Origin of the sequence: Herbaspirillum autotrophicum (assembly GCF_001189915.1) — a bacterium.
In the GTDB taxonomy this organism is placed as follows: domain Bacteria; phylum Pseudomonadota; class Gammaproteobacteria; order Burkholderiales; family Burkholderiaceae_D; genus Herbaspirillum; species Herbaspirillum autotrophicum.
The window spans coordinates 16800-39571 of record NZ_LFLS01000015.1 but is presented as its reverse complement, the minus strand read 5'-3'; the positions used below and the strand labels follow the sequence as shown (position 1 = coordinate 39571).

General features: G+C 55.7%; 24 protein-coding genes and 1 tRNA gene. 7 read left to right on the top strand and 18 right to left on the bottom strand.

Going from position 1 to position 22772, the window contains the following annotated elements; translation table 11 throughout:
- Positions 1 to 29: 29 nt before the first annotated feature.
- Positions 30 to 1175, bottom strand: a complete 1146-nt coding sequence (locus tag AKL27_RS13195; protein WP_050463304.1) for a branched-chain amino acid ABC transporter substrate-binding protein — start codon at positions 1173 to 1175, stop codon at positions 30 to 32.
- A gap of 415 nt (positions 1176 to 1590) precedes the next feature.
- Here AKL27_RS13195 and AKL27_RS28635 point away from each other — a divergent pair, with 415 nt between their 5' ends.
- The gene (locus AKL27_RS28635; protein WP_050463303.1) at positions 1591 to 3339 is read left to right on the top strand and encodes a methyl-accepting chemotaxis protein; all 1749 of its coding nucleotides are present in this window, start codon (positions 1591 to 1593) and stop codon (positions 3337 to 3339) included.
- A gap of 24 nt (positions 3340 to 3363) precedes the next feature.
- On the opposite strand, the gene AKL27_RS13185 is transcribed toward AKL27_RS28635, so the two are convergent.
- On the bottom strand, positions 3364 to 3765 hold the full coding sequence (locus AKL27_RS13185) for a response regulator (protein ID WP_050463302.1): 402 nt from the start codon (positions 3763 to 3765) through the stop codon (positions 3364 to 3366).
- A 383-nt stretch (positions 3766 to 4148) separates the two neighbouring features.
- Here AKL27_RS13185 and AKL27_RS13180 point away from each other — a divergent pair, with 383 nt between their 5' ends.
- From AKL27_RS13180 to AKL27_RS13160, 5 genes are all read left to right on the top strand, one after another.
- A complete protein-coding gene (locus AKL27_RS13180; RefSeq protein ID WP_050463301.1) occupies positions 4149 to 4430 on the top strand; it encodes a hypothetical protein in 282 nt (93 codons plus the stop codon).
- A gap of 423 nt (positions 4431 to 4853) precedes the next feature.
- A complete protein-coding gene (locus tag AKL27_RS13175) occupies positions 4854 to 5489 on the top strand; it encodes a hypothetical protein (protein ID WP_050463300.1) in 636 nt (211 codons plus the stop codon).
- Positions 5490 to 5581: 92 nt separating this feature from the next.
- On the top strand, positions 5582 to 6355 hold the full coding sequence (locus AKL27_RS13170; RefSeq protein ID WP_050463299.1) for a hypothetical protein: 774 nt from the start codon (positions 5582 to 5584) through the stop codon (positions 6353 to 6355).
- Between the two features lie 49 nt (positions 6356 to 6404).
- Complete coding sequence (locus tag AKL27_RS13165; RefSeq protein WP_050463298.1) at positions 6405 to 6671, top strand: transposase; 267 nt, start codon at positions 6405 to 6407, stop codon at positions 6669 to 6671.
- A 219-nt stretch (positions 6672 to 6890) separates the two neighbouring features.
- A complete protein-coding gene (locus AKL27_RS13160; RefSeq protein ID WP_050463297.1) occupies positions 6891 to 7952 on the top strand; it encodes a GlxA family transcriptional regulator in 1062 nt (353 codons plus the stop codon).
- Between the two features lie 419 nt (positions 7953 to 8371).
- Here the strand turns inward: AKL27_RS13160 and AKL27_RS13155 are convergent, their stop codons facing one another.
- The gene (locus AKL27_RS13155) at positions 8372 to 9616 is read right to left on the bottom strand and encodes an MFS transporter (protein ID WP_050463296.1); all 1245 of its coding nucleotides are present in this window, start codon (positions 9614 to 9616) and stop codon (positions 8372 to 8374) included.
- 50 nt (positions 9617 to 9666) lie between these two features.
- A complete protein-coding gene (locus AKL27_RS13150) occupies positions 9667 to 10479 on the bottom strand; it encodes a siderophore-interacting protein (protein ID WP_050463295.1) in 813 nt (270 codons plus the stop codon).
- A 517-nt stretch (positions 10480 to 10996) separates the two neighbouring features.
- Here AKL27_RS13150 and AKL27_RS13145 point away from each other — a divergent pair.
- Positions 10997 to 11072 (top strand) — tRNA-Lys (locus AKL27_RS13145).
- A gap of 84 nt (positions 11073 to 11156) precedes the next feature.
- On the opposite strand, the gene AKL27_RS13140 is transcribed toward AKL27_RS13145, so the two are convergent.
- From AKL27_RS13140 to AKL27_RS13080, 14 genes are all read right to left on the bottom strand, one after another.
- On the bottom strand, positions 11157 to 11828 hold the full coding sequence (locus AKL27_RS13140; RefSeq protein ID WP_050463294.1) for an SOS response-associated peptidase: 672 nt from the start codon (positions 11826 to 11828) through the stop codon (positions 11157 to 11159).
- A gap of 33 nt (positions 11829 to 11861) precedes the next feature.
- A complete protein-coding gene (locus tag AKL27_RS13135; protein WP_050463293.1) occupies positions 11862 to 12104 on the bottom strand; it encodes a hypothetical protein in 243 nt (80 codons plus the stop codon).
- A 129-nt stretch (positions 12105 to 12233) separates the two neighbouring features.
- A complete protein-coding gene (locus AKL27_RS27740) occupies positions 12234 to 12404 on the bottom strand; it encodes a hypothetical protein (protein WP_157056916.1) in 171 nt (56 codons plus the stop codon).
- Between the two features lie 33 nt (positions 12405 to 12437).
- Positions 12438 to 12971 carry a hypothetical protein gene (locus tag AKL27_RS13130; RefSeq protein ID WP_050463292.1) on the bottom strand — a complete coding sequence of 178 codons (534 nt, stop codon included), beginning with the start codon at positions 12969 to 12971 and terminating at the stop codon, positions 12438 to 12440.
- Positions 12972 to 13461: 490 nt separating this feature from the next.
- On the bottom strand, positions 13462 to 13965 hold the full coding sequence (locus AKL27_RS13125) for a hypothetical protein (RefSeq protein ID WP_050463291.1): 504 nt from the start codon (positions 13963 to 13965) through the stop codon (positions 13462 to 13464).
- Positions 13962 to 14489 (bottom strand): glycoside hydrolase family 19 protein, encoded by a 528-nt coding sequence (locus tag AKL27_RS13120; protein ID WP_050463290.1) that lies wholly within the window; start codon positions 14487 to 14489, stop codon positions 13962 to 13964. Before AKL27_RS13120 ends, AKL27_RS13125 begins: the two co-directional genes overlap by 4 nt.
- Entirely contained in the window at positions 14486 to 14749 is a 264-nt protein-coding gene (locus AKL27_RS13115; RefSeq protein WP_050463289.1) for a hypothetical protein, read from the bottom strand. The genes AKL27_RS13120 and AKL27_RS13115 overlap by 4 nt, the downstream gene beginning before the upstream one ends.
- The gene (locus tag AKL27_RS13110; RefSeq protein ID WP_157056915.1) at positions 14746 to 15114 is read right to left on the bottom strand and encodes a restriction endonuclease; all 369 of its coding nucleotides are present in this window, start codon (positions 15112 to 15114) and stop codon (positions 14746 to 14748) included. The genes AKL27_RS13115 and AKL27_RS13110 overlap by 4 nt, the downstream gene beginning before the upstream one ends.
- 57 nt (positions 15115 to 15171) lie before the next feature.
- Positions 15172 to 15540 (bottom strand): hypothetical protein, encoded by a 369-nt coding sequence (locus AKL27_RS13105; protein WP_050463287.1) that lies wholly within the window; start codon positions 15538 to 15540, stop codon positions 15172 to 15174.
- Complete coding sequence (locus tag AKL27_RS13100; protein ID WP_050463286.1) at positions 15541 to 17502, bottom strand: LamG domain-containing protein; 1962 nt, start codon at positions 17500 to 17502, stop codon at positions 15541 to 15543.
- 11 nt (positions 17503 to 17513) lie between these two features.
- Complete coding sequence (locus AKL27_RS13095) at positions 17514 to 20690, bottom strand: host specificity protein J (RefSeq protein WP_050463285.1); 3177 nt, start codon at positions 20688 to 20690, stop codon at positions 17514 to 17516.
- Complete coding sequence (locus AKL27_RS13090; RefSeq protein ID WP_050463284.1) at positions 20687 to 21286, bottom strand: tail assembly protein; 600 nt, start codon at positions 21284 to 21286, stop codon at positions 20687 to 20689. The genes AKL27_RS13095 and AKL27_RS13090 overlap by 4 nt, the downstream gene beginning before the upstream one ends.
- Positions 21287 to 21340: 54 nt before the next feature.
- Complete coding sequence (locus AKL27_RS13085; RefSeq protein ID WP_050463283.1) at positions 21341 to 22081, bottom strand: C40 family peptidase; 741 nt, start codon at positions 22079 to 22081, stop codon at positions 21341 to 21343.
- Position 22082: 1 nt separating this feature from the next.
- Complete coding sequence (locus AKL27_RS13080) at positions 22083 to 22772, bottom strand: phage minor tail protein L (protein ID WP_050463282.1); 690 nt, start codon at positions 22770 to 22772, stop codon at positions 22083 to 22085.

The following is a 22772-nucleotide window of genomic DNA, read 5'->3' as shown; positions in this document are numbered from 1 at the left end:
GATTGCCGCGCAGTTGTTGAATACCCGGCTTAGCGGCCGCCGCTCAGGCGAATTTGCTTCATGATGGTCCACGCACCGTCCTTGGCTTGATAGAGATCAAAACTCGGTTCGCGCAAATCGCCCTGGGCATCGAATGCAATATCGCCGGTCAAGCCAACATGGGTGACACTATGCAGCGCTTCGGTGATTTTCTTCGGCTCCACTGAATTTGCCTGTTTGATGGCAGCCGCCAATACCTGCACCTCATCGTAGACAAACATGGAATAGCCACCCGGTGTCGCGGAAAATTTTTCCCGGTAACGCCGTTCGAAAACTTCCTGCTTTTTGCTGTTGCGAATACCGGCACCGGGCTTGATCGATACCACGGGCTGGCGGCTGGCGCCGACGGCCTCGATAAACGAATTATCGACCACGGAAGCGGCGGTAATCACCGCGGCATTGATGCCGAAACGCTTGATGCCGCGGGCAAATGCAATCGTCTGCTCGCCCAGTGCACCGAGAAAGATGGCTTGCGGTTCTTCACGTTTCAGGCGCACCAGCACCTGATTGAAATCGAACGTGGAGCTACCCACTTCCTGCGTGCTCAGAATGCTGGCGCCATTGGCCAGCGCCGCCTTGCTGAATTTATCCTTGTAGTTTTTACCGAACGCAGAATCGTCATGCACGATTGCAATGCGACGCCATTGCATATCCTTGACCGCATATTCCGCCAGGCTGGCGGCACGCTGATCGTCATACGGCGTAATCCGGAAAGCACTGCGATGTCCCTGCTGGGTAAACCGGCGCGAGCCGGATACTGCGAAATGCGCAATGTCGGCTTTGCTATAGACATCTGAAGTGGCAATCGCCACGCCGCTGTTGAACAAACCCACCACGCCGACCACGCCGGTTTTGACGAAGTAGCCGGCGGCATTGACGCCGATCCACGGGCTGGATTTATCGTTTTGGGTCAGCAGCGAAAAGACCAGCCGATCACCGCCGATCTGTATCCCCTGCTTGTTGATATCTTCAATCGCCAGCTCGGCGCCTTTCAACATGGCCACGCCACTGGCACCGCTCAATCCCGTCAGCGGTCCGGCAAATCCTATTTGCACCGGCTTGTCGGCAGCACCGGCCTCATTGAAGAGCACACTCCACGCCACCAGCAACATCGCGCCTATCTGTTTCAAACCCATGTATCGCCTCTGCCTTGTTTCTGATTTTTTCTTTTATCAGCTGTCGCCATCCGCAATCGCCGTCCTGTGACACGGAATTGGCAGACCCGGACGCGACGCTGCAATGGCTGCACATCATTTCCTTACTGTCTGAATAATGCCATAAGGCTTTACCGGATATTCCCGTCATGCAAAAAATATCCGGACAGTGGGCTGAGGTTTGCATCACCGACGCCGTTTTTGCATCTGCCGATTGTAGAAACGCCGCGACATTTTTCTGTCGTGACCACTATTTCGTTGATTTGCGATACGTGAAATGTTGCCATTGTGATAATTTTTATACGTACCGACATCCGGATCCTGTAATCAGAGCGCTTGACCGCGCACGACCCCCGGATGTCGCATTGCATATTCCATCGACAAAAGGGGGCACGGCATGCGCATTTCCAATCTCAAAATAGGTTTACGTCTGGGCATCGGTTTCGGTCTGCTAGTCACATTGATGATCATCATGGTCGGCCTCGGTATCCAGCGCATGCATACGCTCAAGGAAAAAATGGATGAGACGGTTCACAACCGCTACCCGAAAACGGTATTGGCCAACAACGTCATCGACAACAGCAACACCATTGCGCGCGCATTCCGCAATATCCTGCTGAGCCACGATCCAAAAGAAATCGCCGAAGAATTGGCAACCATTGAAACTACTTCTGTGGACAACAGCCGGGTGCTGAATGAGCTCAACAAGGTGGTGACGGACGAAAAAGGCAAGGCCCTGATGGTCAAGATCAATCAGCTGCGTGGCGAATATGGCAACACGCGCAAAGAAATTCTGCGCCTGCTGGAACAAGATGCGCGCGAAGAAGCCACCATCTACCTGTTGAAACAGGTACGTCCGCTGCAAACCCGGTACATGGATGAGATCACCAATCTGATCCGTTATCAGGATAGTCTGATGTTCAGTGCCGCCGCCGAGATCAGCGCGCAATATCTGCAAGCCCGCAACATCCTGATTGGCTTGACCGCACTGGCGATCTTGCTGGCGACGGCAATTGCCACACTGGTCACACGCAGCATCACCCGACCGATCACGCGTGCCTTGCAGGTCGCCGAATCAGTCGCGGCCGGCGATCTCACCTCACGCTTCGAAGCCCCGCTGCAGGATGAGACCGGGCGTTTGTTGCAGGCACTGCAAACCATGAATCAGAATCTGCTCACCATCGTCGCCAAGGTTCGACGCAGCACGGACAATATCGCCACCGCCTCGACCGAGATCGCCAGCGGCAACATGGATTTGTCGAGCCGCACGGAATCGCAAGCCGGCGCGCTGGAAGAAACGGCATCGTCAATGGAGCAACTGACCACTACTGTCGGGCAAAACGCCGACAATGCCCGGCAAGCCAATCAGTTGGCGGCATCGGCTTCGGCGGTGGCGGTACAAGGCGGCAGCGTGGTCGATCAGGTAATTGAAACCATGAGTGCCATCCATGCGTCGTCGAAAAAGATTGTCGATATCATCAGCGTGATCGACGGTATCGCCTTTCAGACCAATATTCTGGCGCTCAATGCGGCAGTGGAAGCAGCGCGTGCCGGCGAACAGGGACGTGGTTTTGCGGTGGTGGCGTCGGAAGTGCGCAGCCTGGCGCAACGCAGCGCTTCTGCGGCCAAGGAAATCAAGCTCTTGATCGATGCCTCGGTGGAGAATGTGGATGCCGGCAGCAAGCTGGTGGAACAGGCCGGCGCCACCATGACCGAAGTCGTCGACAGCGTGCGCCGCGTGACGGATATCGTGGCTGAAATCAGCAGTGCCAGTCAGGAGCAGAGCGATGGCATCGTGCAGATCAATGAAGCCGTAACTGAAATGGACGAAGTCACGCAGCAGAACGCGGCGCTGGTGGAACAGGCGGCAGCGGCGGCAAAGTCATTGCAGGATGAAGCGGCACAGCTGTCGCAGGTGGTCAGCGTGTTCAATATCGACGACGCCGCCAACGCCGCGTCGGGAGTGGTGGCCGAGAGCGCACCGGCCACGCCTCTTGTCCGGCATGCGGTAACGACGCCAGCAGCAGCGCCGGTCCTCAAAAAGCCGGCACCTCAGGTACAACCTCGGGCACCGAACAAGATCCCACTGCAGAAAAAAACGGCCGAGCGTAACAGCATGGCAGAAGATGGCTGGGAGGAATTCTGACCGCCAGCCCGGACACTGCCTGGCTCAGGCTGCCAGTTGCGCTCTGCGGGCCAGGATCTTGGCGATTTTTTCTTGCAGGGTGGCGGCATTGAAGGGCTTGACGATATAACCGTCGGCGCCGGATTGTGCTGCCTCCACAATATTTTCCTTTTTCGCCTCGGCCGTAATCATCAACACCGGCAAATGGCTCAATTGGGGAGTAGCACGAATTTTCTTCAACAGCGCCAGACCATCCATGACCGGCATGTTCCAGTCGGTCAGCACGAACGTCACCGGGGTGGCGCCGGATTCCAATATCTTGAACGCGACCGCGCCATCTTCGGCTTCCGACATCTTGGTGTACTCAAGCTCCTTTAACAGACCTGTAACAATACGACGCATTGTGGAGAAATCGTCGACTACGAGAAAATGCTGATCAGCTGACATGGCAGATAAAACCGAAGCGTAGATGAAAGAAAAGTGTCAAGTGTAAAGCATTTCGAATACCTTCGATTAATAATCACTAGTTCATCTACACATTTATCGTAATCCGGGGCCATTGCGACATCCCCGCGTGTTCTTGGGCGCCGGCTTGCGATGCTCTGCTCCGGGCCGGAGCGGCATCCGCGACAGCATGCTCACGCTTGATCCGTTCTGGTGATTTTTCCCCTCAAATATCCACGAATAGCGATTATTTTTTGCGCGCCCGCGCCGTATGCTTGTACAAACCTGCAACGCCGGATTTCATGTAACCGCGCCGGTCCCGGGTGTCACGGCATATTCCGGGGGTGCAAGCACCATGGCAGCAGCGTTACATAAAAAGGAAAAACATGCGGACAGCACTCATCGACAATTGCAGGATTGCAGAATTTGACCATGAGATCATGCGCCGGCTGACTGTCATCCCGGTCAATCTGGTGGCCGTGAAAAACGAAAAAATGCTGATCGCGCTGCGCAATGAAGATGAGGAAATTTATCGCATCATCGGCACCGGCACCTTCAGCAAATGTCAGCAAATCCTGCAAACATGCTCACGCATCGGACTGGTCGACGAATTGTTCCACAATGTCGACAACGACCAGAACTGGACTGCCATCTTCCGCCAGTACTGACCGCCCCTGATACCAGGCGGCAATTGAAGACGACGACACTGCCCGTCGTCGCCATCCATTTTGGTGCACCTGATTCCGGCATGCACCATTTCAGTCTACTCAAACGCGCCATTTCCATCTGTCCGAAGCAGACAAGGTTTTGTCGCTAACACAATTCTTTGGCGTCCTAATATCAGTTCAACCGAGGCAACACTGCGGTTACCGCAGCAACAAGCGGCGTAAGGCAAACGTCAGACGATCAGGCTGTCACATACCAGCAACCCGTGTGCATATCCTGAGCGGGATCCAGATCAGAGCGCAAGCAAGAAAACGAAACGGCATCGCACCCGCTTTGCCGCTGGCTAAACACATCTTGTCTGTTAGTCGGGGCGTGAATGGACGAGAGCTTACGGTAAACAACGCCCAACTCAAGGAGAAATAAAAATGAACAAGCACATTATTGCAGCCGCCGTGGTGTCACTGTTTGCTGTGTCAGCTTTTGCCCACAACAACAATCCACCACCAATGGCAGCAGGCAACACCAGTGCGGTCGCCATTTCTACGGGCGGTGCAGGCGGCGCAGGCGGTGGAGCCATTTCAGGTAACGCAGCCGGCGGCAGCACCAGTGGCGGCAGCGTCACCGGTGGCAATGCCAATCAAGGCAATTTCGGTGGCATGGCAAACAGTGGCGGTAACTCAACCGCGGGCGGCGCAGTCACCTCAACCGGTGGCAACACTGCAGCCATTGCCGGTTCCGGCAGCACTGCAAATGGTGGCTCGGGTTCAGGTTCGAGTGGCTCGGGACATCATCAAAACGGCCATCAAAGCGGTAGCGGTGCCGGCGGCGGCGGCGCAGGTGCCACCAGCGGTGCAGGCGTATTGCAGGCAGCCAACGGCAATTCGCTGGCAAGCAGCTCCACCAAGTCCTCGACCGGCAGCGCCAATGCTTCTGCCAGCGGCAACAAGAACACCGCCGGCTCGGCTACTTCGGTGGTTATCGGTGGCAGCACTTCCAGCGGCAAAGCAATCGGTGGTGACGGCGGTAACGGCGGCAATTCGGGCGCCGCTGCTATCAACTAGTTTCAGCCCCGCTGCCTTGGCAGCATGCGCTCCGGGAGGGCAGGCCCTCTTCCCTCCCGGTTCGCAACAACAATAATCGAGATGGAGCAGCCATGAAAAGCAAGCTTCTAGGTGTGCTGGTAGCCTCTATGTTCACATTACCAGTATGGGCGGACGGCAACGGTCATGGCCAGTCTTCCGGATCATATGGAGGTACACCAACCTCCAGTTCATCCTCATCAGCCACGGGCGGTGCCGGTGGTGCGGGCGGTACGGCAACCGGTGGCGCAGCTACCGGCGGCAATGCTACCAACACTATCTCCGGCGTTTCCGGCGGCAAGGCAATCGGCAACAACTCTACTGTCAGCGTTTCGGTTTCGGTGCCTACCGGCAGCGGCACCAGCGGCACCAGTACGGGGGCCAGCGGAACCAGTGCTGCGGCCGCCGGCAATACACAGGGGGTCGATTACAGTGGTTCGTACACCGTCAAGACAGTCCCCAACATGGTGGCGCCATCGCTGACCACCACCTTGTCTGATACCTGCATGGGATCAAGTTCGTTCGGCCTGTCGGTGGTAGGTTTCGGTGCTACCGGCGGTACTACCATGGTTGACCAGGCTTGCGTACGCCGTCTGGACTCGCGCGAATTTCGTGCCATGGGTATGAACGATGTCGCGCTGGCCTTGCTCTGTCAAAGCGAATCCAATCGCAAAGCAGTCGAGTCAACCGGTCGGTCGTGCCCTTCGGTGGCTAAAGCAAGCGATACCGCGCAATCGCCCGCTGCCTCCAACAGCAGCACTGATTCCGAGCGCTACACCGACCCTGCCATACGCCGCCGCCTCGGTCTTGATCCGCTGACCGAAGCTTCTGCCAAACAGGAAAACTGATTGCCCTGAGCGGGCGCCATGACAACGACAAGAAACCAGAGGCCATGCGATGAAGCGGACCACTACCACCAGCGAGCAAATCGCTGCCGCCCTGAAACAGGCAGAACTGGGCATCCCCCTGGAAGACGTGATTCGCCAGGCAGGCGTTTCCGAACGAACTTTTCTTAACTGGAAGAAACAGTTCAGTTCGCTGCCCGGCTATCCCCAGGACCTGAAAGACCTGCAAGAAGAGAATGCCCGACTAAAACAAATCGTCGCCGAACTGACGCTGGAGAACGCCCGGCTGCACGACGAGCTGGATGACAAACGCAATTAGGTGAAGCTCATCGCATTGAAGGAGATGTTGCAAAGAAATGTTTTTTTGATAATTTTGTCAGCTTGTTGCAAGCCATTCCAGATACTGATGCAGCCGGCTCTTGCATGAAAAAAAGTTATACGTCAGACAAGTAAATCGGATGCACAATGAGTTGTCTAAAAAATAACATTAGTAGAAATATTCAGACATACAGAAAATAAGAATTGCAGGGAGCGGCTCATGGAAATGCTATGCAGCAAATCACTCGAACCACATAGTAAGCGTCGATCCATCAAACATATCGGGATCATCGTATTCGACGGCGTCATTCTGGCCGACGTGGTCGGCGCGGCAGATGTCTTTGGCGTCGGCGACAAACTGATTTCTTCCGCCTTTCCCGGCATGAGCGGCTACACCATGTCATTGCTGTCGCGTACCGGCGGCATGGTGAATTCCTCGGCACTGGTGCAAATCATGACCGCCCCGCTGCCACCGCCGGACAATCATTCATTCGATACTCTGTTGATTGCCAGCGGCACCGGCAATTTCGACGCCTATCGCGATCCCCTGCTGCTGGACTGGCTGCGCGAAGTGAGCGGCTCGGTACGCCGTATCGCTGCCATTTGTACCGGCGTGTTTGTCATCGGCGCCGCCGGCTTGCTCGACAATCGCCGCGCTACCACGCACTGGGCCTTGCAAGACAAGCTGGCGCAGGAATTTCCGGAGATTCACCTCGAACGCGAAGCACTGATTACCGAAGATGATGGCATCTTCACCACCAGCGACGTCGGCATGGCCGCCGACCTGGCGTTGCGGTTTCTGGAAAGCGACCTCGGCAGTGCCGTCGCCAAACGCGTGGCGGAAAGCCTGGTGGTATGTCAGCGGCGACGCGACACGCCGCCAGTCACGCGCGTTCAGCGCCATCCTCAGGCTGTCAGCAACAGCAAAGTACAAAAAGCGTCACGCTGGTTTTTTGAACATATGTCGGAACCGATCAACATGATCGATGCCGCCAACTCGGTGTCCATGAGCGAACGCAATTTTCAGCGTCAATTCAAACGCGAAACCGGACAGACGCCGCATGAATTCTTGCTGCAGATCCGGCTTGAAGCGGTACGTCAGCAATTGACGGAAACCGATCTGCCGGTCGACAAAATCGCTCGCCGTTGCGGCTTCTTCAGTGGCGAACACGTGGCCAAGCTGTTTCGCAAACACATGGCAATTTCTCCTTGCGAGTATCGCAAGGCTGAACGCGCCGGCCAGACAGCAGATATATCTGCCTCGATCCAGAATTCGCACTAACCCCGATCATCCATCATCCTGTCTGCCTCGTGCGAGCCCGGTGCGGTTTGCGCAGTCCGATGCCTCGCCGTATCCAGAGCATGCACCTGTCGACAATCCCGAAAGTCATTGCCACACGATGACACGGCTGTCAGGTACAAAAACCATCCGTCAGGCTGAAGTCTTGCTCAATGGCAGCGAACGCGTCTTCGCCTGGCCCCGCGCGGCACCGACAGGCACGGCAGCGGCATGCATCCGACACCGCTGGCGGCTGACGACAAGTTGTTTACGAACGACACAGCGCATCGTTCTGAAGCACGATGGCGCTTTTTGACAGGCTCGCCCCCGAACATTGCCGGATGACTGACGGGTGCACGGCGCAATGAAATCCTTCAGTAACCGCCAACCGCATTTCTGCGGCCATGTTATTTCCGGTCAAGTCACTCCGTGCTTGCCAGTCCCGGCAGAGCAGTCCGGTTATCCGCGGTGGATTTGATCCGCGTCACCCACAACACCACGACCAGTGCCAACGCCACCGCCAGCCATCCCGCCGTGCCATAACCGGCAATGCGCCCGTCGGCCTGAGTCGATAACAGCAAGCCGCCGAACCACGCGCCACAACCAGTACCAACGGCTTGCAACGCGCTGTTGGCACTCAGAAAAGCACCACGCTGCGCCGGCTCCGGCACGGTGGTCAGCAAGGCCTGCATGGGTACCATGCGGGACGACATCGCCACCATGAAAAACGGAAAGAACAAGACCATCGCGATAAACGGCAACGCCGGCAAATGCGTCACGAACAACACCGGCAATGCCGAGATGCACACTGCGATCCGAAAAACATTGCGGCTGCCGTAGCGATCCGCGAGCCGTCCGACAGCACGCGAAGTAAACAGTGTCGCGGCGCCGCCGAACAGATAGAGCCAGGACAATTGCCCGGGCAAGACGCCGTGATTTGCCACCAGTATCGGTGAAATGAACGGAATGACCAGCATGTGCGAAACCATCATGGTGAAGGTCAGCGCAAAGGCATTCATATGACGCGGATTGGTCAGCAGGCGCCACAGATCCGGCACCACCTCAGCAAGTGGCCGCGGCCGTCCGCTCAGATGCAGGGTCAACGATGGCACGACACGTGAGGCCGCCAGACAAAACACGCCGGACAACAAGACCAGCAAGAAGAATGGTGCCGCCCAGGTAAAGTGCGCACCGATCAACACGCCCGCCGGCACCCCGACGACTGCCGCCAGAGAAAATGCCGTCATGATGATGCCCATGGCGGCACCACGGCGCGCCGCCGGAATCACGTCACCGACGATGGCCATCACCACCGATCCCAGCACACCGCCGGTGATGCCGGCGAAAGCACGGGCGGCCAGCAACAGCGGATAACTGGACGCCAGCGCACAGGCCAGATTGGCTAACACGAACAGCGCATAAATCGTGAGCAACAGACGACGCCGGTCGAAGCGATCAATATAGGTTGCAGCCAGCAATCCGGATAGTCCGGAACACCAGGAATAAGCAGACACGGCACCGGCGAATGCCGCCGGCGTAATCTGAAACGCCGTCATGATCTGCGGTCCGAGCGGCATCATGATCATGAAATCCATGATGATGGTGAATTGCGTCAGTGCCAGCAGCCATAACAGACGGCGCTCACGCGCGGCATCGAGTGTGTACATAATGATTCCTTGTCAGGCGGGCCAACGTATATGGCCCGCGTCCCGCGATCTCAATCGTCGAGGTTTTCATGCACTCCGGCGTCGCCCTGACGCCAATAGGCCGCGGCGCGGATGCGCTTTTTATCGATACCGCGTTCCGCCACCAGATGCTGACGCACCGCGCGCATGCTGGCCGACTCGCCGGCGGCCCACACGTAGCCTTCACCTTGCGGCAAATCGGTTTCGCGGATGGCCTCCAGCATTGCCGCTCCTCTGGCGCCGGATTCGCTGCGATAACACCAGACCGCGTGCAGCTCGGTGTTGGTCACGAACGCCATGCGCGCCGATGGGTCAGCCACCTCGATGATGGCGATCACACGCGCAGCGGCTGGCAATTCCTCCAGTCGACGGGCAATCGCCGGCAATGCCGTTTCATCACCGATCAGCAAGTGCCAGTCGAAACCGGCAGGAATCACCAGCGATCCGCGCGGGCCGCCGATACCCAAAGTCTGCCCGGGCCTGGCTTGAAGCGCCCAGCTCGCCGCAGGTCCGGCTTCGTGCACGGCGAACTCGATATCAAACTCGCGCGCGGCACGGTCGAAGCGACGTGGCGTGAAGTCACGCATCACAGGACGCTCGCCGCCGGGGAAGATCAAACCGTCCGGCCCCATGGTCGGCAAGCTGAGTTGATCAGTGCCAGGTGCGGGGAAGAAAACCTTGATGTGGTCATCAAAGGAGGCGGATTCAAAATCATCCAGATCGTCACCGGTAAATGTCACGCGGATCAGATGCGGGGTCAGTGTTTGCACGCGCAAGACTTGCAGCATGCGGAATTTCAGGTTGTGGCGCACACGATAGGGAGCCAGGTCAGGACGGTCGGACATAAATCGATTCTCCAAAGAATAAATAGCATATGCATGCCAAAAGAGGCAGCCGGTCCCGGGGGCCGGACCTTGACTCACCTGGCGGCGTTGATGCTGGGGATGTCGGAGACTGCGCTTAAATTACTAAGTTATGATTAAGATATATCTTAGTATTGCGGTAATTTATCTGGACGGAAATAACTTGTCAAGCATTGGATACATGGGAAATAAACCGAAACGCCGAAATTCAGCTTGAAAATGGGCAAGTCACCGCAAAAAATCCGGCGACAAACCATACGGGCGTGTCATGTATGCCTAAGAATGCGCACCAGTTGAAATGACTTGTCTCCCGCTATTCAAATACAACGCTTGCCGGTACCAAACGGCCAACGGTAAAAATACAAACCATAAAAACCCTTCACACGCCGCAAACACAGACGAAACAAGCTCTTCCAGCACGCTCGAAACAAAACCTGCACCACCGGAACAAAAAGAGCTTGCGGCGGCAGAAAACACTGACTATAATTCGGCCTCTGTTGGGGCGTTAGCTCAGTTGGTAGAGCAGCGGACTCTTAATCCGTAGGTCGAGTGTTCGAGCCACTCACGCCCCACCAAGCATTCGAAGGGATTCCAAGCAATTGGAATCCCTTTTCTGTTTTCGGAGTGTGCATTTTTCTGCCACTCTCAAATTCTCCGCATCAAAACAAACCCTCTGTAGTTGCAACCTTCTTTGATGCGCGTGGCGCTGGCCAAGCCTTCATTCCTTTGGCCGGATAGAGCGTCAACATCGATCGCGCAACCTCCGGATCTTTGCAGTCGAGCCAGGCATCGTATTCACCGGCCGGCACGATCACCAGGCTGCGCTTTTCATCGCCCGGTTTGTGGAATCGCTTCATCAGCGGATGGTCGTCGGCGTTGATTGTGATCTGCGTAAAAGAGAAAGACTGCCCGCCTTCCGGCTCATCCCACGCGCGCCAAAGTCCGGCCACACAAAACTCGGCACCGTCTTCCATGCCGATGGCCCAGCGCTCCGCCTTACCCGATTCGTAATTCGGTTCGTAAAACCACGACGTCGGCAACAGGCATGTTTGCCCCTGGCGCCATGCTTTTGAATAGGATTGTTTTTGCCCGATTGTTTCGGCCCGGGCGTTCATGGTGGTGAAGTGCTTCGCCGCCGGCGGCATGTGCGCTTTGGGCAGCATGCCGTATGTGCCGACGATCAATTCCGGCGCGCCATCATTCCCGGCGCGGATTATCGGTGCGGCATAGTCTTGCCAGACCTCGCCTGGCCAATCCGGCAAACCGGTGGTGAAGACCTTTACCAGTGCATCGATCCGTTCTTTCCTGGTGGGGGCGTAATTGACACACATGGCACTCTCCCTAGTGATAGGGAGGATTCTACTTCAGCCATCGAATGACGCCGGGTCAGACTTCAAGCGATACAGCATCTGATGGATAGCCGCATAATTGCCGCCGACCTCCTGAGCCCAAGCCATACGAATTTGAATGATGTCCTGAAGATCTTGGGATAGCATGAAGTGCAACCGTCGAATTTCCCATAGCAATTCCTGCACCACTGGGTCGCTATTGGTGCGCGAAAGCTCTTGGAGCCTCTTGTATTCTATGGATGGACGAAGGTTTTTCATATTCACAAATACTGTGCATAAACACAGTATATCGCAAACAAAAATCGCCGACCAAGACATTCTAGGATGACGCAGAAAAACAAAGACCCGCTTTCGCGGGTCTTTGTTTAACAACAATTCAAACAGCGTTTAAGCAGCTTGCTTCAATACCTGCGCGTCATTAGGTGTACAAATACGTCGCGCTAACTCCACTACGCCGAAATGCTCTGCAGCGGCATTAAAAGCGAGTTTCACCGCTTCAGTTGCATTTTTCCTTTGTGATTCGGATGATCCTGCAATTTGGATGACTGGAGTATTCATGACTATTTTCCTATTTAATTGTTTTTATTATGTTTAAAATTTAATAACTAACCAACGACCTTCGATTGACACCTTAAAATTTGCACCGCCTGCTGCTGCACGCTTGGGCATTTCAGTAGCAACAAACTTCAAAACCTGCATAAAACTTGCACTACGGCCATATACTTTAACGACACTTGCACGGTGCTTTGGAGTCAACTCAATCGCTCCAATGATGGCGGTAACGTACAATTCTATGACCGTATTACTATCCTTAATGTTCTCAGTATTTGCACCGTCCTCGATGGATGGGCGAACATTGACATCAAGAACTTTTAAAAATCGACGCCCAGTACGAGAGACAATCAGGTTCGCGATCGCGCTTGCAATTGTCTTCCGCCCCTCAAAGATACCATATGCGACGGTTTCTTTGGTTTCATCATTGTATATTGCGTTTTCCTTAGCAAATTCAAGGGCCTTGTAAACTTCAACCGGCGAAACCGCCTGAGTTGTGTCCAAATCGCTCAACCAACTATCGTGCGTTTTCTGCCAAGACTTTTCGTCAAATTCTTTTGTTTCAAAAGGCATCCCACCCCCATTAATTTTATTGATATTGTATGGGCAGACAGTATCCGTTTCGAACGAAGAAAAATCAATTAAATATGGATCAATTACCAGCTTTAATTACATAAAATCAAACGAAACTGAGTATACATACAGCATAAATGTTGAATTTTTGAAATTATTCCGCTACAACCTCTACCCTTCAAATCAACGGCATCAGTCCAACAATCCCAACACAACCCAATAAGGCGACACCAGCAAAGCACAATGATTTGTATCAAAAGCAAAAAACACAATTTATTATAAAAAAGAAAAAGCCCCGACTCCGGGGGAGGATCGGGGCGAAGAATGCAGCTCCGCTTTAGTCAGAGTACTGCATCGAGTCACCGGATAGTGGGGGTCCAAATCCAACAACTTGGGGAAAGAGTAACAGAGTCGCCCTGAGCAACTACGGTAATTTTTCAACCTAAGTGCATGTGTTGCTCGCACACACAAATCAGCTACCAGTTCCATCCTACGGCATCAATCCATTCGCCCGCAACACCGCCTGACAAGCCCGCCCTGTTGCAGCCACCTCCTCCGTCTCCAGAATCAGCGACTTAACAGATCGGTCCAGGCTTTCCGAAAGTACCCGGCCGGCGGAATCGGTGCTGTTGCTGCTTCCGGCGCCGGTTGCTTCGCCGGCTTCGGCAGGTCGGCCACTATCACACCACGCGGCGCCGAGACGCAGGCGCTCAGTAGCAGCGGCAGCAAGACGCTCTTTTGCCATTTCATTGTCTTTCCCCTTGATCAGTTCTGAATAGGCGGCATGCACCGCGGCCACCACGCGGTCGTTTTCTGCATCGCGCGCGGTGATTGCCGCCAGCTGAGCGCTGGTGCGTGCGATCTTGTCGGCATCCCACAGCGCCTGTACTGCGGCGCGGCCGGCGACGTCGCCCTGATGCCTGACAAACATACAGCCACCGGCAAGCGAGGCTGCGATGACCAGGCCGGCGCCAAACTTCCACCAGCCGTTCACGTCAACACCTTCTTGGCACGCCCGAGCAATGCCTCCCGATCCGCAAGGCCGTTCGTGCCGCCGTTGATGCGCTTGGTAATCGTCAGAAAATCGCCCTTGTCTGCCAACTCGTTCAGGCCGTTGTTCCACCAGAACCATGCAGCCGATCGGCAGGCGAATTCAGGCGTTTCCAAGATCTCGGGATGGCTCAATGCATCGATATCCAGCGCCATCAGGCACAGCAGATAGTTGCGCGTGCCGGTGATCTGGATCAAGCCGCGCCCCTTGTAGCGCTGGCCATCGCCATCGGCTTCCGGGGTGTTGCCGAGCCTGGCCGCCAGCTTGCCGGTGTCGTAAGCGGCGCCGCTGGCCAACTCTTTCAGGAAATTCAGCTGCCCAGATTCATGCCCGACCTGCGCCAGAAACATTGCCTGCCGCGCTGGCGTATTGATGCTGAACTCGGCCATCGCCGCATTGAGCGGATCCAGAAACAACAATGCCCGCTTGGCGGCGGGCATGATGGTTTGAAGTTGATGCAGGTTCATGTTGCTCTCCGGTTTTTCAGAAACCAGCTACTCATCACTATGCCGGTCATACCCACATTCAGAATCACTTCGCCGATCTGCGGTTTCGTGTAGCCGTACAGCGGACCGGCCAACACGGCCAGCGCACCGACGCCAAGCACCACATAGAACACGCGATAGAAATGATTGCTCTTGTATGTCATTCGATTCAGCACGCACATGGCATGCGCCAGCATCGCCAGACTGGCCAACAGATTGATCACGAAAAGCGCTGTCATCATTGCGGGCCTCCGTATTTGGTTTTGAGCCACTTGATACCCAGCGGCACAATGGTTTGCGCTGACAAGCCGATACCGAACGCACACAACCAGCGCAGCGCGTCACCGGTCTTGGCCGTCCAGGCCGCGAACTCAAGAACGCCGACGTAGGCAACTGGTGTCGCGTAGCCGGCTACCAATGCGCTGGTAATTACCGAGATCGCCATCTTGGTCCGCGTGGTCTGCTCGAAGAACGAAAGCGCCACCAAGCCGCCGGCCATGCCAACCAGCAGCAGGTCGTATTGCAGGCCAAGAAACGAGCCGGTGATCGTGATTGTCCCAACGGTGTATGCAGCTGCTGCCGCACCTCCTGATGTTGGCTCTAACATCTTTCCCCCAAAGAAAAACCGCCCGAAGGCGGCCTGATTAATCGCTAGTACAGACGTCTACACAAAGGTCACTGCGTTGCAGAACAAATCGTCAACCTGCTCATCTGTCAAGCCTATTGTTGTCGCAAGAAGAGCAACAAATTGACTTCCTCGCTCAACAGCCGTTGAGAACTGCCAAGCCAATTTAGTTGCCTCATCACCGGCGGCGACAGCCTCTTCAACTGCCGACAACAGACCGGCGGCAAGCAGCGCGCGACGCGCTTGTAACGGTGTGACCGAATACGGCACCGGCGTTGGCATCAAAGTCCAACCGCCAACTCCATCGGGCGTATATTTTTCCCTCGGATCTGGCGGATCGGGATATTCCGTGTCGCCATCAAGGCGTAATCCGTCGTAGTAACCATATTGCTTATTGAAATTGCCCATCTAAAAAGCCCTTTCTACGAAAATCTCGGTGTCCCACGATGCTGATGCAAGCGAACTCAACGTCGTCGGAGCGGAGGCTGGACTAGGAGCAACACCGATCGTTTGCAGCGTAATGAACGCAGATATATTTCGGTCCAACTGCTGAGTTGGATTCACTGGAAATACTGTTGCTGCATTGAAGTATGTAAAAGCAGGAATTTTATTGCCGGGAACGTATCCGAAATCGGGGGATTTATTAATCCAATTTGCAACAAGTTTCTTTCGATCAGTGCCGATATTATCGGGATATAAGGTACGACTATTTGCCGCCTGGATTCCAGGAATTCTGATGTAATACGTTCCACGCAATGCGTAATTGACGACGACAGATATCGCCGACGCTGCCGTGACAACCTCACCCACATACAGGCGATTTTTTGCCGTAAATACCGGATTGCTTCCAGCCTGAACTGATGCGCCAGTGACCTGATACATCGTCATGTTGGACGTGTTGAAAAAATCACCTTCCACCAATCCTGCTGAGACTGGCGGTATAAAAGTTGCCCCCCCAGGATATCGGCAATAAGGGGAAAATCGAAACTCATCGATGTAGCCAACTCCGAACCCCTGACCGCCAAAATAGTGTTGTCCAATTCCGAATCCATTAGGTGAGCTAGAAATTTTCAGCGTACTTGTAACCGTCGAATCTAGAGCGCCGTTGATAATCAGCCGATAGGCGCCCGCGACCCCATCGTAAGTTATCGCGACATGATTCCATGAAGCCACATTTAAACTTGCGGTGCTTGTTCCATTGACGATATCGTTGTTGGAAGCGCTTGATAACGTCCAGACGATCTTGCCAGCAGCATTCACATAAGCACCATTGTTCAGCGCGGGAGCGAGAAAGCCAAATAGACTAGACACAGCGGAAAAAGCCGGAAGATAAAAATAAGATTCCCAGGTCCAACCGTTCGCCGGCATTGTATTAAGCCCAGCGCACTTGATGTAATCAGTGCTACCGTTAAGAGCGTTGTTCGCTCCCGAACCACCGAGTGCCAATGTTCCACTGCGTACTTGGTTGCTCTGCAGCTTCGCACCGCCAGCGCCCGTCCATATATTTCCATAGTCGTCCAAAAACGACGTGGACCCAACGCTTCCCTCAAAATGCAAAAGCGCTTGCCTGGACTTGTCAAACGTAGCGCCATATTGTGGAGGAACCACGGTCTTTCCCCACGCAACACTAGTCGGCGAAACGTAATCGGCGTAAACATAACTGATATTGCTGGCGGCCAGACCAGCGACAACACCGGCCACGTTTGCAGTCAATCGCGTCAGTAGATTGTTTTCGCCGCCAGCATCGAAGCCGGCGGCGAACGACAATACCATCGGTGTATCGGTGGCCGAAAGATTGAGCGCAAGTCCAGCGCCGGCAGACAACATGCTGGCATAACCATTGGCATCGGTCGCGCCGCTCAGCACGGTCTGCCGTACCGATGATTTACCAGTACTGACCACCGGCACCGGATTAAGAAACTCAAACTTGTTGGTGCTGGCACGATAGCGAAACGTCCCCGGCCACTTGTCCAGGTAAGCACCTGTCACCAGCGCGCCGCCGTCGGCTGCAACAATAGTCACCGCCGGCAGTTCATCCAATTTGATCGTCGGCGCGATCAACGAATTGGGTCCCATGCAGCGCACCCGTATTTCCATGCCTTCGATCAGTTCCTTCACAGGCGGCGTCATGGTGACGGTCATGGCGTCACCGGTGCCGGCAGCGACTGCAAACTTATCGATGCCAGCCTGAACATCGACGGCACTCGGCACACCCAAGGCGGCGCGTGCGGCTTTCTTGTCGCTGCTGTCGGTACCCAGCAGATCGGCCATGAAATCGCGCAGCGTACCCCATGCCGTTTTCATTTCGGTGACGGTCGGTGCCGGGGTCTTGCTGCCGTCAAAAATATTCTTGCCAGGTAGTAAAGCCATGATGCTCCTTGTTAATAGCCTTGAATGCGAGCGTCCAGCGTGCCGCTCACAGGATTGTTGTTGATGTCAAAACATTTGATCAGCGGGCCGAGCGTGTTGTTCTTGTCGATCCACTTGGCATACACCGCACTGCCGCCATCGGCTTCCAGCGTCAGTTGTACGTTCTTGATTGCGAGGTAGCGTTTGCCGATGGGTAGGCGCGTGCCGGCAGCAGCGATAAACAGATCATTGAACTGCTCCTCTATGTCAGGCACGTCAATCACCGCTCGGCACGCCGCAATCAAGCCCTCGGTTGGACCTTGCCCGGTGCTGAAGCGGAACTGGTATTGCACGGACTGCACCACCACCGACCCCGGCCAGCTCTGATAGACCGCTTCCACACCAAAGAATGGTGCGTCATCTGCGCCATAGAACGGCGCATCACCATCGGAACTGAAGAAGGGCTCGCCGCCCGACACCCGATATTCGATCTGCTGCGTACTGCCTTGCATGTCAAGATCAAGTGTCATCTTGATACCCCTGGCCACAGTTGACGGCGTAAATACCGCTGTCTCGTATGTCATCGCGCGATAGTTGTCCGTGAAGAATGGCGCATCGCCAATGGTGCCGAAAAAGTCAGCGACATCGTTGCCATAGAAAATACTGGTGCCGTCCGCTTTCAGCACGCCATCAGCCACCGTGCCACCGGCGATATGCCCCGGATAGCCCAATTCCTGAAAATCAAAATCCTCCACAACGTTATCGACCAGGGCATCTCCGAACTCGGTCTGGATCAAGGCCGGCGATGCCGAGACCGCCCCGGCGCGATTCACCGCCTTGATCATCAGTGTGATCTGGCCTGCAGGTCGGTTCAGCGCCTGATAGGGACTGCCCACCAGAATCCCGGTATGCAGCGGATTGGCATCACCCCAGCTCTGATTGATGCCGGCGTGATAACGGATCACATAGCCAGCCAGCTCGGCGTCGGTGATCTGCCCCCACGACAGCACGTCGCCATCGATGAAGAACCAAGGCACGTTGGAGGGTGGGCCACTGTTGCCGGTCAGAGCGGTTGACGGCGTCTCGGCCGCACGCGATGCAACGTTAATCGCATTGACCGCCCTCACGCGCACCACGTACTCACCGGCATAGATGCCTCGCACTTCCATGCTCAACGATGCAGTACGGCCGGCATCGACCCATTCGCCGAGATCGCGGCGCCATTCGACCAGATAGGCCGTTGCCTTGTCCGGGGCATCCCAGGCAATCACCATCGTGGTAGTCGATTGCCCCTGCGCGACCGTGTCATAGGTTGACAGCCGCAGATTAAGCGGCGGCACCTGATAGCGCATCGGCACCACCGATTGCGGCCGCGGGGCAATCTTGGTGCCTTCATCGACCAGCGCGAATTTACCCGGCTCATGTTGAGTGGCCGTGATTTCGAAAGTCAGCTTATCTTTTTCTGTCACCGAGGCGATGCGGTACATCGGCGCCATCAAATCGATGTTATCGACGGTCCAGACGGACTGCGCCTGCGGAGGTTCCGAGTAGTCGCTGGCCACCGTGACATCGTCGCCATCGATCGAGGCCACCAAGCGCGTTTCAGATATCGCACTCGGGAGAATGACCGTCAAGGCGTCACCCACGGCAATAACCGGTGCCTTATCGACCGTGATGACGCGCCCATTCACTGCCCGAATACGGCCGCCATTGCGACGGCCCATGCGACGCGAATCCGCGATGCGCACAATCTGCCCAGGCGCAGCCACGGCGCCATCGAGTGCCACCTGGAATTTGATACCGTCGGTTTCCAGACGCGAGGTCGCCAATGCCCAGCGTCCTGCCCGCTGCGCCTGCCCCTGCGAAGTGCAACCGAAAGCAGTCAGTTCCAGCGGTCGCACACCATAGCGTTCCAGACCTTCCTCATCTTCGACGTATTCGACTTTGGCGCGGTAAAAATCGGCCGGATCATTCCAACTGACCAGCGCCGTCGAATAACGCGTATTGCGGCTGGTGCCAGAACGCAGGAACTTGCCGCCGATCACGTTGGCAGCGGTGTAAACATAGACCGGATCGGTCGCCATGTCTGCCGACGCCACCACACTGCCGCCAGCCCAGTAAGACAGCCCGCGAAAAATCGAGGCCATGTCTTGCAAAACCTTGATGGCAGGCGCCTGGTCTTGCAGATAAAGATTGCAAGTGAAGCGCGGTTCCATCCCACCTTTACCATCCGGCACCAGCTGATCGCAATATTGGCCAATGCGATACAGCACCCATTTATCGACCTGGTTGGTATCGATCAAATGCCCGATACCGTAACGGTCGTGCAATACGAGATCGCGAAAACACCAGGCCGGATTGTCGGTCCATTCCGGTTTGAAAGTGCCATCCCACGGACCGCTGTAGACGCGTGTGATCGGATCGTAATTACTCGGCACCTGAATAATTCTGCCGTACAGATCAAAGCCACGGCGCGGCACCCCGGAAAACTGTGAAGCATCAATCAGCATGCCGATAATGGCCGAGACTGGGTAACGCAGCTTGGCGTCGATGACCTCGGTATACGACTCAATGTTGGTGGTGTCGACAATGCGATTGCTATTGGCATTCGCGGTCAGGCGCCGCACCCGGATCTGCCAGCCGGAAATACTGGACTTCGGCAATTCGATCCGATGGCTGCGCGCATATTTGCTGGTGGCCTTGCCACTAAACGCGGCTACTATCACCGGAACAAAGGCGGCACCATCCGTAGACAGGTCTACCGCATAGTCAATCCGATAGCCGCCAACGTTACCATTGGCCGGGTCGGTCTGACTGATGGCCGGCAAGGAAAGACGCAGCCGGATCGCGTTCAATTGCCGATTGGTGATCGACTTCACCCAGGGAGATGCCGACTTCAGTTCAGTAGAGACGCCCAGTTCGTTCTCGATTTCCGGAAATCCGGGAATGTAAGTCTGATCTTGCGTGCCATTCCGAAAATCGTAACGAAATCCGCGAAAATTGTATGAGCCGTCCGCATTCTGCAACGGTGTTTCATTCAAGTAGATTGATTGCGCGCCGTTGACCAACCCGCGTATAGGGCCTTCCGACACCAGGTCCAGCACGCGCGCATAAGAAATACTGTGCAGACTATCTGGCGACTCGATTGCCGCCGTGGCACTATCGTCGCCGCCTTTGCCACCACCGCCGTATCCAATAATGCCTCTCATTGCTGATCCTCGGCCACGATACCTGCTGAGATCACCGCCGAGCCAACCACCGCGCGACCGTAAAGCAAGCTAACTGCCTTGCCTTGGGCGCTGGTGTTGACTGGACCATTGAAGTTATAGCTGGCCCCGTTGTCGACATTGTCTCTGGTTGAGAGGCCGCCCTGTTGCGGTGACAACATTTGCACAATGCCGCCCGCCATCATGGAGGCGCCCATCACGATCAAGGCCGAACCAAACGGCGCACCGGCCCCAAACGTGCCACCGGTAATGATGGCGCCCACCACGATCAGCACCGCGCCCACAATCGTCTGCAGCAGACCGCCGCGCTTGCTGCCCTGCATCACCGGGGCAATACGAATATCGTCGTCGCCAGTCGGATCTTGCAGATGATCTCGACCTATATTGCGCCGCCCGACAAACACGGCAAAGGTGATGCCACGCTGGCGACCGCTCATCAATGCCCGCTCGAAACCGGGCAACATGATGCGCAGTGCGTGCACCGCCTCAGCTGCGCTGCATACGGCGAGATGATGCACACGGCCGCAGGTGGTACCGAGCGTTCCGTATAGCCGGATAGTTTTGAGTGGTTGTTGCATGGCTCAGAAAGTAAAAAAGCCGACGTGAAGTCGGCTGGTTGCGGTGAGACAGTGTCAGGCGGGGCGGTAGCGCACAATCAACCGCGTAATTTCGCGCCAGTGGCCGCCGTAGACGTCACGTGTCGATAGCTTGTTGTAGAGGTGATGCAAGAACTCGCTGTTGCCGATATACACGCCGGCATGATTGGCCACCCTGGCTCCGTACTGCATGATAATCACGTCGCCGATCTGGATGTCGCTCGCGTCAACCGCGACAAAACCGGCCACGCGAAACTGTGTCATGTATAAATCGTCGCCACTGCCATCACGCCACCAGCCGTCGCGCCGCGCAAAGTCTTTCAGCGTAATGCCCCGCTCGCGCTGATACCAATCGCGAATCAGGGAATAACAGTCCAGCACGCCATGAAAGAAGCCGCGCCCCACCAGTGGCGCCTGATACCCGCATGGCGCGTGGGTAACCAACTCAGTGGCAACCGGACCATCAGGCCCGCCATCGACCCGGATGATGTGCCAAATCAATGCTGATGCCTCACAAGCCACCTTGTCGCCCTCGCTCGGTCGCGCTGGCTCATCAGTGTGCGAATGCACCAGCGCCACTATTTGGCCCTTATCTTCCGCACAGGCATATTCATCGGCGGGGAGAACGAAATGCGCGTTCTTGTCCTCCGGGTCGGCGGCATTGCGGCACGGCACATATGTCTCCACACCATGTTCGATGATCACCAGACCACAACACTCGCGGGGATATTCCGCAATCGCGTGCGCCCGGATCGCTTCTTCAGTCGCTGGATGCATGTCAGGCCCTCATCAGATCGGCAGCAGGGAAGCCACCAAACGGTAATTCATTGAATTCGCCAAAGCGGCATTTGCAGGAAGAGATACGTTTGCCGCAACGATCCAGCGCCCGCTCGCTGACTGGATGGTCACTTTTATCGAAGAAAGCAATCCCAGTCCAACCGCAGTAAGGGCCGCGATATTCAAAACTACAGAGATTGGCAATGATCTGCCGCCGTGGCAGCTTCAGACCATCCAGATCGAGCGCCGTGGCGAGCTGGAATTCGATATGCTCGCCATCATCTTCGGTGCGCTGATTGATAAACCAGATTTCGGCTGGCAAGTGCTCGTCGGGATTGGCATCAGGATTGCCATCCGGGAAGTTCACCGCATCCAGGAAACGCCCCAGCGTGATATGCCGGATCAGTTTGGCCCCGACCAAATCATCCAGAAAAATACATAAGGCGCTGATTGAGCCATCAATATCGCCGACCGTCAGCTTCGGCGATGGCTGCTGCCCTTCACCGGTTTTGCTGAAGCCCTCCACTACAATCGGCCACGGCGCAAACTCGCGTCCTTGCCACCAGATCGAACCCAATTGTTCATAGCCGTGAAACAATAATTCATCGCCGCCGATGCCACCGGCATCCAGTTCGAACAATTCGACCTTTTCACCGACCTCCAGCTGTTGGATGTCTGCAAATATGCCCAT

Coding starts and splice junctions, on each gene's coding strand:
- AKL27_RS13195 (WP_050463304.1), bottom strand. CDS start 1,175: ATGGGTTTGAAACAGATAGGCGCGATGTTGCTGGTGGCGTGGAGTGTG.
- AKL27_RS28635 (WP_050463303.1), top strand. CDS start 1,591: ATGCGCATTTCCAATCTCAAAATAGGTTTACGTCTGGGCATCGGTTTC.
- AKL27_RS13185 (WP_050463302.1), bottom strand. CDS start 3,765: ATGTCAGCTGATCAGCATTTTCTCGTAGTCGACGATTTCTCCACAATG.
- AKL27_RS13180 (WP_050463301.1), top strand. CDS start 4,149: ATGCGGACAGCACTCATCGACAATTGCAGGATTGCAGAATTTGACCAT.
- AKL27_RS13175 (WP_050463300.1), top strand. CDS start 4,854: ATGAACAAGCACATTATTGCAGCCGCCGTGGTGTCACTGTTTGCTGTG.
- AKL27_RS13170 (WP_050463299.1), top strand. CDS start 5,582: ATGAAAAGCAAGCTTCTAGGTGTGCTGGTAGCCTCTATGTTCACATTA.
- AKL27_RS13165 (WP_050463298.1), top strand. CDS start 6,405: ATGAAGCGGACCACTACCACCAGCGAGCAAATCGCTGCCGCCCTGAAA.
- AKL27_RS13160 (WP_050463297.1), top strand. CDS start 6,891: ATGGAAATGCTATGCAGCAAATCACTCGAACCACATAGTAAGCGTCGA.
- AKL27_RS13155 (WP_050463296.1), bottom strand. CDS start 9,616: ATGTACACACTCGATGCCGCGCGTGAGCGCCGTCTGTTATGGCTGCTG.
- AKL27_RS13150 (WP_050463295.1), bottom strand. CDS start 10,479: ATGTCCGACCGTCCTGACCTGGCTCCCTATCGTGTGCGCCACAACCTG.
- AKL27_RS13140 (WP_050463294.1), bottom strand. CDS start 11,828: ATGTGTGTCAATTACGCCCCCACCAGGAAAGAACGGATCGATGCACTG.
- AKL27_RS13135 (WP_050463293.1), bottom strand. CDS start 12,104: ATGAAAAACCTTCGTCCATCCATAGAATACAAGAGGCTCCAAGAGCTT.
- AKL27_RS27740 (WP_157056916.1), bottom strand. CDS start 12,404: ATGAATACTCCAGTCATCCAAATTGCAGGATCATCCGAATCACAAAGG.
- AKL27_RS13130 (WP_050463292.1), bottom strand. CDS start 12,971: ATGCCTTTTGAAACAAAAGAATTTGACGAAAAGTCTTGGCAGAAAACG.
- AKL27_RS13120 (WP_050463290.1), bottom strand. CDS start 14,489: ATGAACCTGCATCAACTTCAAACCATCATGCCCGCCGCCAAGCGGGCA.
- AKL27_RS13115 (WP_050463289.1), bottom strand. CDS start 14,749: ATGATGACAGCGCTTTTCGTGATCAATCTGTTGGCCAGTCTGGCGATG.
- AKL27_RS13110 (WP_157056915.1), bottom strand. CDS start 15,114: ATGTTAGAGCCAACATCAGGAGGTGCGGCAGCAGCTGCATACACCGTT.
- AKL27_RS13105 (WP_050463287.1), bottom strand. CDS start 15,540: ATGGGCAATTTCAATAAGCAATATGGTTACTACGACGGATTACGCCTT.
- AKL27_RS13100 (WP_050463286.1), bottom strand. CDS start 17,502: ATGGCTTTACTACCTGGCAAGAATATTTTTGACGGCAGCAAGACCCCG.
- AKL27_RS13095 (WP_050463285.1), bottom strand. CDS start 20,690: ATGAGAGGCATTATTGGATACGGCGGTGGTGGCAAAGGCGGCGACGAT.
- AKL27_RS13090 (WP_050463284.1), bottom strand. CDS start 21,286: ATGCAACAACCACTCAAAACTATCCGGCTATACGGAACGCTCGGTACC.
- AKL27_RS13085 (WP_050463283.1), bottom strand. CDS start 22,081: ATGCATCCAGCGACTGAAGAAGCGATCCGGGCGCACGCGATTGCGGAA.
- AKL27_RS13080 (WP_050463282.1), bottom strand. CDS start 22,772: ATGGGCATATTTGCAGACATCCAACAGCTGGAGGTCGGTGAAAAGGTC.